8 protein-coding genes are annotated in these 11,949 nt (G+C 69.9%); 5 read left to right on the top strand and 3 right to left on the bottom strand.

What is annotated here, in order from left to right; translation table 11 throughout:
* Positions 1-411 precede the first annotated feature (411 nt).
* Together ACFY9S_RS29200 and ptsP are read left to right on the top strand one after the other, a co-directional pair.
* Complete coding sequence (locus ACFY9S_RS29200; RefSeq protein WP_391133909.1) at positions 412-861, top strand: glucose PTS transporter subunit IIA; 450 nt, start codon at positions 412-414, stop codon at positions 859-861.
* 80 nt (positions 862-941) lie between these two features.
* Positions 942-2,612: a phosphoenolpyruvate--protein phosphotransferase gene (gene ptsP, locus ACFY9S_RS29205; protein WP_391134372.1), complete on the top strand. Its 1,671-nt coding sequence runs from the start codon at positions 942-944 to the stop codon at positions 2,610-2,612.
* A gap of 66 nt (positions 2,613-2,678) precedes the next feature.
* Here the strand turns inward: ptsP and ACFY9S_RS29210 are convergent, their stop codons facing one another.
* Positions 2,679-3,569 (bottom strand): hypothetical protein, encoded by an 891-nt coding sequence (locus ACFY9S_RS29210; protein ID WP_391133913.1) that lies wholly within the window; start codon positions 3,567-3,569, stop codon positions 2,679-2,681.
* A gap of 183 nt (positions 3,570-3,752) precedes the next feature.
* Positions 3,753-5,720, bottom strand: a complete 1,968-nt coding sequence (locus ACFY9S_RS29215; protein WP_391133916.1) for an acetoacetate--CoA ligase — start codon at positions 5,718-5,720, stop codon at positions 3,753-3,755.
* 211 nt (positions 5,721-5,931) lie between these two features.
* Between ACFY9S_RS29215 and ACFY9S_RS29220 the strand changes: the two genes are divergently transcribed.
* Positions 5,932-8,298: a TIM-barrel domain-containing protein gene (locus ACFY9S_RS29220; RefSeq protein WP_391133919.1), complete on the top strand. Its 2,367-nt coding sequence runs from the start codon at positions 5,932-5,934 to the stop codon at positions 8,296-8,298.
* A gap of 2 nt (positions 8,299-8,300) precedes the next feature.
* On the opposite strand, the gene ACFY9S_RS29225 is transcribed toward ACFY9S_RS29220, so the two are convergent.
* The gene (locus ACFY9S_RS29225) at positions 8,301-8,837 is read right to left on the bottom strand and encodes an NUDIX domain-containing protein (protein ID WP_391133922.1); all 537 of its coding nucleotides are present in this window, start codon (positions 8,835-8,837) and stop codon (positions 8,301-8,303) included.
* 730 nt (positions 8,838-9,567) lie between these two features.
* Between ACFY9S_RS29225 and ACFY9S_RS29230 the strand changes: the two genes are divergently transcribed.
* Together ACFY9S_RS29230 and glpK are read left to right on the top strand one after the other, a co-directional pair.
* A complete protein-coding gene (locus tag ACFY9S_RS29230) occupies positions 9,568-10,365 on the top strand; it encodes an aquaporin (protein WP_391133925.1) in 798 nt (265 codons plus the stop codon).
* A 21-nt stretch (positions 10,366-10,386) separates the two neighbouring features.
* Entirely contained in the window at positions 10,387-11,904 is a 1,518-nt protein-coding gene (glpK, locus tag ACFY9S_RS29235) for a glycerol kinase GlpK (RefSeq protein WP_391133928.1), read from the top strand.
* Positions 11,905-11,949: the final 45 nt, after the last annotated feature.

Raw genomic sequence — 11,949 nt, forward strand, 5'->3', positions numbered from 1 at the left:
CTGGCGTTGACTTTTGGCACGCTGTTGAGTTCTCAAGGAACGGTCGCTTCCTTTGTACTCACCCTCTCGGGCTTTCCTCCGGGCGCTTCCCTTCGATGTTCCAAACTCTATCAGGGTTTTTCCGGCCCCCTGACCACCCTCCTGCAGGCATGCAGAAAGTGACCCGAAGATAGGATCTGACAAGTTGGTTGCTGCTCGGCCAAGACGCGAAACCACGTCGTTCAGCCCCAAGCAGGAGTACGACTGTACACGCGGCCTCGGAGCCGGTGCAAATCGATTTGAGGTATGGTCTAGACCACTTCGAGCTGCTCCCGCGGAACCGGCACTTCAGGTGACATACGCTGCTGAACAGTGTGCCGCCCGGTACCTACAGGGACGGCCATATCGATCTCCACCCCTGGGAGGTTTCCCATGACCACCGTGACGTCCCCGCTCGCAGGACGCGCCATCGGACTGGCAGCCGTGCCGGATCCCGTCTTCTCCGGGGCCATGGTCGGCCCGGGCACAGCGATCGACCCCGTACGTGAGCCTTCCGAGGCCGTCTCGCCCGTGGACGGCGTCATCGTCTCCCTGCATCCGCACGCGTTCGTCGTCGTCGACGAAAGCGGACACGGCGTGCTCACCCACCTAGGTATCGACACTGTGCAGCTCAACGGCGAGGGTTTCGAGTTGCTCGTGAACAAGGGCGACACCGTCCGGCGCGGTCAGGGTGTCGTGCGCTGGGATCCGGCTGCCGTCGAGGCCGCCGGCAAGTCCGCGACCTGCCCGGTCGTGGCCCTGGAGGCCACGGCTGAAGCTCTCTCCGATCTTCGCATCGACGGTGAAGTGAAGGCCGGCGACAGTCTCTTCCTCTGGAAGTGACGTCAGTGCCGTCCTATGAGACGGCGTGTACGACAACCACCGCGGCGGCGGGGCCCGCCGCTCTATCGGAGACGGGTGAAATGGAGACAACGCTGCGAGGCGTCGGGGTGAGCCACGGTGTGGCCATCGGCGAAGTTCGGCACATGGGAACGGCGGTGCTCGAGCCGCCCGCGAAGCAGATCCCCGCGGAAGAGGCGGAGCGTGAGCAGGGGCGCGCCCGCAAGGCCGTGGAGGCGGTGGCGGCTGACCTGATGGCGCGCGGCAACCTGGCCGGCGGTGAAGCCCAGGCGGTACTCGAGGCACAGGCCATGATGGCTCAGGACCCCGAGTTGATGGCCGATGTGGAGCGGCGGATCGCCGTCGGCAGCACGGCGGAGCGCGGGGTGTACGACGCCTTCGCCTCCTACCGCGAGCTGCTGGCGGGGGCCGGTGAGTACCTGGCTGGACGCGTGGCCGACCTCGACGACGTGCGGAATCGTATCGTCGCGCGTCTGCTGGGGGTGCCCATGCCGGGCGTCCCCGACAGCGACGAGCCCTACGTCCTGGTCGCCCGTGACCTTGCTCCGGCCGACACCGCGCTGCTGGACCCGACTCTGGTGCTCGGCTTCGTCACGGAGGAGGGCGGTCCCACCAGCCACAGTGCGATTCTTGCCCGGGCCCTCGGTGTGCCGGCCGTGGTGGCGCTGCCGGGTGCCGGGGAGCTCGCCGAAGGCACGATGATCGCCGTCGACGGCAGCACGGGAGAGATCTTCGTGGACCCGAGCGACGACAAGAAGGCTCGGCTCGAGGCCGCGGCCGCCAAGCGCAAGGCTGCGTTGGCTGCGTCTACCGGGCCCGGTGCCACCGCGGACGGTCACAAGGTGCCGCTGCTCGCGAACATCGGTGGCCCCGCTGATGTGGCGGCCGCCGTCGAGGCCGGCGCCGAGGGGGTGGGCCTCTTCCGTACCGAGTTCCTGTTCCTGGACGACAGCAAGCAGGCGCCGTCCGAGGAGAAGCAGGTCTCTGCGTATCGGCAGGTGCTCGAGGCGTTCCCCGAGGGGCGTGTCGTGGTGCGGGTGCTGGACGCGGGCGCGGACAAGCCGCTCGAATTCCTCACGCCGTCCGACGAGCCGAACCCGGCGCTCGGCGTGCGGGGTCTGCGGACGCTCCTCGACCACCCGGAGGTCCTGCGTACCCAGCTGACCGCGCTCGCCAAGGCCGCGGAGGGGTTGCCCGTCTACCTCGAGGTCATGGCCCCCATGGTGGCGGACCGTACGGACGCCCGGGCATTCGCCGACGCCTGCCGGGCGGCTGGGCTGCGGGCGAAGTTCGGCGCGATGGTCGAGATTCCGTCGGCCGCGCTGCGAGCCCGCTCGATCCTGCAGGAGGTCGAGTTCCTGTCGCTGGGGACGAACGACCTCGCTCAGTACACCTTCGCCGCCGACCGTCAGGTGGGCGCGGTGTCCCGTCTGCAGGATCCGTGGCAGCCCGCTCTGCTCGACCTGGTGGAGCTGTCCGCCGAGGCGGCGAAGGCCGAGGGCAAGAGCTGTGGTGTCTGCGGTGAGGCCGCGTCCGACCCGCTGCTCGCGTGTGTGCTGACCGGTCTGGGCGTCACCTCGCTCTCGATGGGGGCCGCGTCGATTCCCTATGTAAGGGCGACGCTGGCCAAGTACACGCTGGCGCAGTGCGAGCGGGCTGCTGCGGCGGCGCGTGCGACGGACAGCGCTGAGGACGCGCGCAGCGCCGCGCAGGCGGTGCTGTCGGGCGAGTAGGCCGGGCCTGCGACGACGTTTCCCGGGAGGGGCGCTCCACTGAGGTGGGGCGCCCCTCCCGGCGTTTCAGTGCTGGTGCCCTGGGGTGGGTTTCTCCTCCCCGAGGTCGGGCGGTGCGCAGTAGTCGACGTTGGATTCCGGGGAGATCAGGTCTCCTGATTCGACGTCGGTGCAGTAGGCGTCGAAGACTTCTCCTGCGGTGAGGGGTTCGAGGCTGTATGCGCGCATGCGCCAGCCGTAGACGCGGTCGGGTGTGTCCGGGGCGCTGGTGCGGATGACGAGTCCTCCGGGGCTCTCGGTGGCCAGGCCGAGGGCCAGGATCGAGGTGAACTCGAGGGCTTCTGTTTCGTTCAGTTCCAGGGCGGTGCCGTCGTCGGTGATGTGGAGGGCGGCGGTGAGGGTTTCGGGCGGTCCGGTGACGCTGCAGACGAGGTGGCGGTCGCCGGGTGGGGCTGTGTCGAGGATGCGGACGACGAGGCCCGCGGCTCGGGTGAAGGCGGCTCGTCCGATGTCCTCGCCGCAGGAGGCGCAGGCGCCCAGGCGGGCGAGGAGCGTGGTCGCGTACTCCCAAGTGGCCTGCCGTACGGCTTCGTCGACGAGGGCCGGGAGCAGGTCGGCCAGCGGACGGCCGTCGTAGGGAAGGGTCGGGCCTGTGGCCGCGATCTGTGCGGTGAAGTGTGTGCGGCTCGATGGGTGGTCGGGGTCCAGGCCCTTGTGTGTGCAGAACTCGGCATACTCCTCGGGGTCGAAGAGGGCCACCGTGGTGTGGCTGCCCTGCAGGGCGCGGGCCCTGAGGAGGGCCTCCACCTGTTTCAGGTAGGTCGCGTGGTCGGCGAAGGTGAAGCTGCGGTAGCGCCGCATGGCCCGGAAGTCGTGTTCGTCGGTCAGCAGGCCGATGGTGCCGGCGATTTCGCGGTGCAGGACGCGTCGCATGGTCCGGTTGGCGGTGTGTGCCATTGTTCCCCCTGTGCACGGTCGATCAATGCTCACTCACAGTAACCGCCGACACTGACAATGGCCTGCCTCCCGGCCATCGCTTGCTCACCTGAGTCCGGAATGGGCAGGTCACAGCGGGTATGGCCGTCTGACCGGCGCCCCGAGCGCCGGTGACGGGGAGTTGTGTGACGGGGGTGCTCGAGGTCAGGCGCGCTTGCGGGCCAGGTCCTCGTAGAAGGTCAGCAGGTCGAGGTTGTCGATGGAGCCCGGGTTGACCGCCTTCTGCAGCGGGGTGCCCTGGAGGAGGCGCTTGACAGGGACCTCGATGCGCTTGCCGGTGAGGGTGTGCGGGACGCCGGGTACTTCGATGATCTCGTCGGGGACGTGGCGCGGAGACAGTTGCTCGCGGATCGTCTGCTTGATGCGGTTCAGCAGGGCCTCGTCCAGGACGGCTCCGGGGGCCAGGTGCACGAAGAGGGGCATCCAGTAGCCGCCGTCGGGCTGCTCGATGCCGATGACGAGGGACTCCCTGATTTCGGGGAGCCGCTCGACGGCTTCGTAGATGTCGGCGGATCCCATGCGGACGCCCTGGCGGTTGAGCGTGGAGTCGGAGCGGCCGTGGATGACGACGGATCCGCGGGAGGTGACAGTGATCCAGTCGCCGTGCCGCCACACGCCTGGGTACGTGTCGAAGTAGCTGTCGTGGTAGCGGCTGCCGTCGGGGTCGTTCCAGAAGTGGATGGGCATCGACGGCATGGGGTTGGTGACGACGAGTTCGCCGACCTCGTCGGTGAGGGGGCTGCCGCTGGGGTCCCAGGACTGGAGGTCGGTGCCGAGGCAAGGAGCCTGGAGCTCGCCGACGTGGACCGGGAGGGTCGGTACGGCTCCGGCGAAGCAGGAGCACACGTCGGTGCCGCCGCTGACGGAGGCGATCCACAGGTCGTCGCGGACCTCGTCGTGGAGCCATCGGAAGCCGTCGGGCGGCAGGGGCGAGCCGGTGGTGGCGACGCATTGGACCGAAGAGAGGTCGAAGTCGCGGGACGGGTGCACGCCCGCCTTGCGGCAGGCCATCACGTAGGCGGCGGAGGTGCCGTAGAGGGTGGCCTTCGTGCGTTCGGCGATCCGCCACTGGGCGCCTGTGTCGGGGTAGCCGGGGCTGCCGTCGTAGAGGACGATCGTCGTGCCGGTGAGCAGGCCGGAGACGAGGAAGTTCCACATCATCCAGCCGGTCGAGGTGTACCAGAAGAAGCGGTCCTCGGGGCCGAGATCGCAGTGCAGGCCGAGTTGCTTGAGGTGCTCGACCAGGATGCCGCCCTGGGACTGGACGATGGCCTTGGGCAGTCCGGTCGTGCCGGAGGAGTAGAGCACCCACAGAGGGTGGTCGAAGGGCACCTGCTCGAAGACGGGGTCGGTGTCGGCCGAGGTCAGGGCCGACCACTCCAGGGCTCCCTGCGGTGCCTCGTTGCCGAGGAGCGGGATGTGGATCACTGCGCGCAGGGTGGGCAGTTCGCGGCGCAGTTCGGCGACGGCCTCGCGTCGGTCGTGCTCCTTGCCGCCGTAGCGGTAGCCGTCGACCGTGAAAAGCACGACCGGTTCGACCTGCTGGAAGCGATCGAGGACACTGCGGGCGCCGAAGTCGGGCGCGCAGGACGTCCAGACCGCGCCGACGGCGGCTGTGGCGAGGAGGGCGACCACCGCCTGCGGGACGTTCGGGAGGTAGCCGCTGACGCGGTCGCCGGGGTGTACTCCGAGGGCACGCAGCTCGGCGGCGAGGGAGCCGACCTGGCGGCGCAGCTCGGCCCAGGTGACGGGGCGTGGCTCGTGTGTCTCGTCGACGTGCAGGAGGGCTGGTTCGTCGGCGCGGGTGTCGGCCGCGCGCAGGGCGTGTTCGGCGTAGTTGAGGGTCGCTTCGGGGAACCACTGGGCGCCCGGCATCGAGCGGTCGCCCAGTACGCGCGCGTAGGGGTGCGAGAAGCGGACGTCGAACCACTCGGTGACGGCTTTCCAGAAGGTGTCCAGGTCGTCGACGGACCAGCGCTGCAAGGCCGCGTAGCCGCCTTCGGCGGGGGCGCCGTGGTGTTCGGCGGCCCAGGCCTGGAATCTGGTGATCCGTGCCCGGGCGATGCGCCCGGGGTCGGGCTGCCAGAGCGGCTGGAAACTGTCGGTCGACATGGTCGGCTCCCGGACTGTGCGCGTCGTGTGCGTCCTCCGCGCACGGGCTGGGGTGTGCGCGTGAGCGGCTGGCACGGACAATGCCATGTGATCGACTTCGATACCAGGGTGCGTCCCACATAGTCCGTGTCGTGAAGATGTGGCCCTGGCACTGGTGAACGGCAGTTGAACGACACACGTGTGCGGGGCGGTCAGTGGCAGGGTGAACAGCATGAACGGTCGTGACCTGGTGCGTTCGGTGAGAGCGGTGGCTTCGGTGGGGGCGGCTCAGGGCATGCGTACCGTACGAGCAGCGTGGCGCAGGCGCCGGGCCGACGCCACCTGGCTGCCGGTGCGGGGGGCCGAGCGTGCGCGAGTGCCCGGGCCGGTGGAGGACGCGGAGCCGGGGCCGGGGGGCGGTGTCGTCCGGTTCAGCCGGTCGGAGCTGCGGATTCTGGTCGCCGTGAACGGGGCCGTGTTCTGGGGCTGGGACGGGGCGGAGCCCGAGCCGTCGTACGCGCTGGCCGGCCGTTGCCCGGAGCCCGATCCACGGGCGGTGCTGGAGCCGGACAAGGACGGCGGCTGGCGTGTGGTGGCCGAGCGGGTGACGGTGGTGGTCTCGCGGCACGGTGCGGTGGAAGTGCTTACTCCGGGTGGTGTGACCTTGCGGCGTGATCTGCCGCCGCGGTGGTGGGAGCCGGTCGGCGGCGGCCCGGCGCGGTGGATGCAGCGGTCGGAGGTGGGCGCCGACGCGCGGTTCTTCGGACTCGGGGGACGCGCCTCGGGCCCTCGGCTGCCGGACGGGACGTACCGGCTGTGGAACACCGATCCCGGCCGCGCCTTCGCTCCTGGGGACGACCCGCTGTACATCACGATGCCGGCGCAGCTGGTGGTGTCCGACGGGGGTACGCATCTGGCGTTCCACGACAGCTCGTGGGACGGCACGGTGACGCTGCGGGAGGGTGAGGAGGGCGCGGGATCCGGGCACGACCTCGCCGGGACGAGCGAACTGCGGATGGACGGTGGTCCGCTGCGTTGCTGGGTGATGGTGGGCACTCCCGCGCGCGTGCTGCTCGCCTGGGCGTCGCTCACCGGGGCGCCCGCGCTGCCGCCCGCGTGGGCGCTCGGGCACCATCACGCGCGGTGGGGGTTCGGCAGCGAGCAGGAGGTGCGGCGGATCGTCACGGGGTACCTGGAACACGGTCTGCCGCTGGACGCCGTACACCTGGACATCGACCACCTGGAGGCGCATCAGGTCTTCACCGTCGACCAGGACCGCTTTCCGAAGCTGCCCGTCCTGGCCGAGGAGCTCCGGCGGGACGGCGTCAGGCTCGTGTCCATCGTCGACCCTGCTGTGAAGGCCCTGCCCGGCCATGCGGTGTACGACGGCGGGGCTGCCGAGGACGCGTTCGTCAGGGGTGCCTCGGGGGACGTGGTGGAAGGTGTCGCATGGTCCGGGGAAGCGGTGTTTCCCGATTTCACGCACGCGCGCGTGCGGGAGTGGTGGGGCGGGCTCTACGAGGAGCGGCTCGCTCAGGGCTTCTCGGGCTTCTGGCACGACCTGAACGAGCCCACGTCGTTCACCGCCTTCGGTGAGTCGACACTGCCGCGGTCGGCCCGGCACTCCCTGGAGGGGCGGGGCGGTGACCATCGCGAGGCGCACAACGTGTACGCGCTGTGCATGGCCAGGGCGGCCTTCGAAGGGCTGCGGAAGCTCGCTCCCGAGGAGCGGCCGTTTCTGTTCTCCCGCTCCGGATGGGCCGGCATGCAGCGCTACGGAGGGACGTGGTCGGGGGACGTGGCCACCGGCTGGCCGGGGCTGCGGGCCTCTTTGGCCCTGGTGATGGGGCTCGGGCTGTGCGGTGTTCCGTACTCGGGGCCCGACGTCGGGGGCTTCGACGGGGATCCGTCCCCCGAGCTGTATCTGCGGTGGTTCCAGCTGGGTGCTTATCTGCCGCTCTTCCGTACGCACGCGAGTCTGCGGGCGGGGCGCAGGGAGCCGTGGGAGTTCGGCGGCGAAGTGCTGGAGCACGCACGCGTGGCGCTCGTCGAACGCCGGCGGCTGCTGCCGTACTTCGTGACGCTGGCGCATCTGGCACGGCGTACGGGAGCGCCCTATGTGCGGCCTCTGTGGTGGACGGCGCCGGAGGAGCGGGCGCTACGGGAGTGTCAGGACGCCTTTCTGCTGGGTGACAGCCTGCTGGTGGCGCCGGTGCTGGACCCGGGCGCCGACCGGCGTGCGGTGCAGTTGCCGCGGGGGCGCTGGTACGACACCACGACAGGGCAGGCGTACGAGGGGCCGGGGCAGGTGCTTCTCGACGCGCCCCTGGCGCGCATCCCGGTGTTGGCGCGCGCGGGGGCCGTGCTTCCGGTACGCGGTGAGGACGGTGGGCTGGAACTGGAGGTGTGGGCGCCCGCCCGGGGGCGGACCGGGGGCGGGCTGGTCGTGCCGGACGGCGGCGACGGGTGGGACGAGCCGGAGATCGAGCGCTACACCGCTCGGTGGATGGGCTCGCGGGTGGTCGTGGAGCGGGAGGGTGAGGGCGGTGGGGGCGCGCCGCCCTACCCGGTGCGCGTCCGCGGGGCGGGGGAGCTGTGAGCTCAGATGTACCGGCCCTCGAACCAGGCCCGTACGGCCAGGGTGTGCAGGGGGAAGACGAGTTCCTCGGGCCTGCGCAGGAGGTGCCACCCCGCTGTCTCGTCCGTGGCGGTGGAGGAGGGCAGGCCCTCGGCGGGCCGCTCAGGGAGGAGGCCGAACAGCAGCAGGTGCCCGTCGGGTGAGCTCATCGCGTCGGCGAGCCGTACGTCACGCCCGGCCGCGTCGATGCCGGTTTCCTCCCTGAGTTCGCGTATGACGGCCTGCCGCCAGTCCTCCCGGTCGTCGATGTACCCACCGGGCAGGGCGATCCCCCCGCGCGCGGGGGCGATGGTTCGGGTGATGACGACCAGGGCGGTGCCCTGGGTGTCGTACACGGGCTGGAGGGCCACCGCGACCGGGAGCGGATTGCGGTAGGCCACGGCCCCGCACGCCGGGCAGGTGCGGGGCCAGCCGGTGACGCCCTCTCCGTAGGGTGCGCCGCAGCTCGAACAATGGGAGTTCGGCGCGGAGTTGGAAGCGGAGTACTGATTCTCGGACACGCGGCGGACTGTAGCCGATCACGGAGCGGGCGCAGCGAGCAGGCTGCTCGGCGAGCGCTGGTCATCGACATCCTGGACACGGGGAAGCTGACGACCGGCCATGTCGCGGGGCCGGAGACACTCGCCCGCCCGGACTGCCCGGGGCGACCGGCACCCGGCCTGCCCGGGGCCTTCCGAGGCGGCCACGGCCCCGCGTAACTCCTGCGGTTGAGAAACCGCCAGGTCAGGTGAATCCTGGACACTAGCAAGCGAGGAGTCAGGTGCGGCTGGGCTTTCGCCCCCAGGCGGAGCCCGGCGGAGGCCGGACACCATCAGCCAAGCCTCGCGCGGCTCACCCAGGCCCGCGCGGGTCCGGAACACATGTGAACAACGACCCCACCGGGCGCCGCCATGGCCGAGCAACCGGCCCGTCGGCCAGGCGCGAGCCCGGCGACCGTCGGATGGCCGTCAACCGTTGCGGTCGGCGACCTTGACGCACTTCGGGTGCCGGTGAACACTTCCGGTGTCAGTCGACATCGCCGTACATACGCGGCGTATTCCGGCACTGCGGCGCGTGGATGCGCCTGCGCCAAGGCCCACCTCCCACGGGCGATTCGGCTGCGACGGCACGCTCGTCACGGATGCCGGGCGGGGCGCGGGATCTCACGCCTTCGGCTGAGGTGGCCATGGGAACGCAGCCTTCATGTGAGGTCCGGGGCGGATCGTCCCCGGCCACGGCCTAGGAGCCGCCATGAGTAACGGAGACATCTTCGTCGGTGAGTTGATCGGCACGGCGATCCTGATCCTTTTCGGCGCCGGTGTGTGCGCCGCCGTCACGCTGAGGTTCTCGAAGGCCCGGGCTTCGGGCTGGATCGTCATCGCGTTCGGCTGGGGTTTCGGCGTCCTGGCCGGCGCGTACACGGCCGCCCCGCTGTCGGGTGGCCACATCAACCCCGCCGTCACACTGGGCCTGGCCGTCGACACAGGCGTATGGGACAAGGTCGGGATCTACCTGCTGGGACAGATCGTGGGCGCGATGCTCGGCGCCGTCCTCGCGTACCTGGTCTACTTCGCCCAGTTCCAGGCCAACGTACGGAAGACGGGTACTACGGAAGGCACCGCGGACGAGCCCGTTCCGACGCTGGGCATCTTCTCCACCATCCCGGAGATCCGGAACCCGGTCGCCAACCTGATGACGGAGATCCTCGCGACCATCGCCCTGGTACTGCCGATCCTCGCCCTGGTGGGTGACGACCGGGTCGTCCAAGGGGTCGGCATCGGCCCGGTCCCGGGAGAAGCGGCCGGAATCTATGGTTCCGGCATTTCGATCCTGCTGGTGTCCCTGCTGGTCGTCGGCATCGGACTCTCGCTCGGTGGGCCGACCGGTTACGCGATCAACCCGGCACGCGACCTCGGTCCGCGCATCGTGCACCAGTTCCTGCCGATCCCGAACAAGGGCACCTCGGACTGGGGGTACTCCTGGGTCCCGGTGATAGGACCCGCCGTCGGCGGAATTCTCGGGGCGCTCATCTACAACGCAGCCTTCTGACCAAGCGATCAAGGGGTAGCCATGACGGACAACGCCGAGAAGTACGTCGCCGCGATCGACCAGGGCACCACGTCGAGCCGCTGCATCGTCTTCGACCAGGACGGCGCGATCGTCGCCGTGGACCAGCGCGAGCACCGCCAGATCTTCCCGAAGCCCGGCTGGGTGGAGCACGACGCCACCGAGATCTGGTCCAAGGTGCAGGCGGTTGTGGCAGGGGCGATCGCCAAGGCCGGCCTGAGGGCCGACCAGCTGAGCGCGATGGGGATCACCAACCAGCGCGAGACGACCCTCCTGTGGGACCGCTCCACGGGCAAGCCGGTGCACAACGCCATCGTCTGGCAGGACACGCGGACGGCGGCGCTGTGCAATCAGCTGGGTGCCACGGACGGGCAGGACCGCTTCCGTGAGCAGACGGGTCTGCCGCTGGCCACCTACTTCTCGGGGCCCAAGGCGGCCTGGCTGCTCGACAACGTGCCCGACCTCCGGGCGCGTGCCGAACGCGGCGAGATCGCCTTCGGCACGATGGACTCCTGGCTGATCTGGAACCTCACCGGCGGCACGGACGGCGGGCAGCACGTCACCGACGTGACCAACGCCGGACGCACCATGCTGATGAACCTGGAGACCCTCCAGTGGGACTCCTCGATCCTCTCGGCCATGAACATCCCCGAGGCCATGCTGCCCGAGATCCGCTCCTCCTCCGAGGTGTACGGCACCGCCGTCGGCCAGCTCGCCGGTGTGCCCGTGGCCTCCGCGCTGGGCGACCAGCAGGCGGCCGTGTTCGGGCAGGCCTGCTATGACGTGGGCACCGCCAAGAACACGTACGGCACGGGCAGTTTCCTGCTGCTCAACACGGGCGACCGCCCAGTGCCGTCGAAGAGCGGACTGCTGACGACGATGGGGTACAAGATCGGCACCGAGGCACCGGTCTACTGCCTGGAGGGCGCGATCGCCATCACGGGCGCGCTGGTGCAGTGGTTCCGGGACCAGCTCGGCATCATCCGAACGGCCGACGAGATCGAGCCCCTCGCCGCGAGCGTGGAGGACAACGGCGGCGCGTACATCGTTCCGGCGTTCTCCGGCCTGTTCGCGCCGTACTGGCGATCCGACGCACGTGGCGTGGTCACCGGCCTGACCCGGTACGTCACGAAGGCGCACCTCGCGCGCGCGGTGCTGGAGGCGACGAGCTGGCAGACCCGTGAGGTCGTGGACGCCATGTACCAGGACTCCGGGGTGCACATCACCACCCTGAAGGTCGACGGCGGCATGACGAAGAACAACCTGCTCATGCAGCATCAGGCAGACGTGCTCGACGTCCCGGTGGTACGGCCCAAGATCTCCGAGACGACCTGCCTGGGTGCCGCGTACGCGGCCGGTCTGGCCACCGGTGTGTGGAACGACTTGGACGAGCTCAAGGCGCACTGGAAGAAGGACGTCGAGTGGACTCCGGACATGGAGGCGTCGGTGCGGGACCGCGAGTACCACAACTGGCGCAAGGCCGTTGAGAAGAGCTTCGGCTGGGAGGAGGGCGACAGCTGACCACGCGCGCGTGCAGCGTCGTTTCCGACGGCGGCCCGTCCCCCC

It is taken from the genome of Streptomyces sp. NPDC012474 (genome assembly GCF_042955185.1).
In the GTDB taxonomy this organism is placed as follows: Bacteria; Actinomycetota; Actinomycetes; order Streptomycetales; family Streptomycetaceae; genus Streptomyces; species Streptomyces cahuitamycinicus.

Excerpts from the sequence above, each read along its gene's own strand:
- glpK (WP_391133928.1), top strand. The coding sequence starts at position 10,387 with ATGACGGACAACGCCGAGAAGTACGTCGCCGCGATCGACCAGGGCACC.
- ACFY9S_RS29230 (WP_391133925.1), top strand. The coding sequence starts at position 9,568 with ATGAGTAACGGAGACATCTTCGTCGGTGAGTTGATCGGCACGGCGATC.
- ptsP (WP_391134372.1), top strand. The coding sequence starts at position 942 with ATGGAGACAACGCTGCGAGGCGTCGGGGTGAGCCACGGTGTGGCCATC.
- ACFY9S_RS29210 (WP_391133913.1), bottom strand. The coding sequence starts at position 3,569 with ATGGCACACACCGCCAACCGGACCATGCGACGCGTCCTGCACCGCGAA.
- ACFY9S_RS29215 (WP_391133916.1), bottom strand. The coding sequence starts at position 5,720 with ATGTCGACCGACAGTTTCCAGCCGCTCTGGCAGCCCGACCCCGGGCGC.
- ACFY9S_RS29220 (WP_391133919.1), top strand. The coding sequence starts at position 5,932 with ATGAACGGTCGTGACCTGGTGCGTTCGGTGAGAGCGGTGGCTTCGGTG.
- ACFY9S_RS29200 (WP_391133909.1), top strand. The coding sequence starts at position 412 with ATGACCACCGTGACGTCCCCGCTCGCAGGACGCGCCATCGGACTGGCA.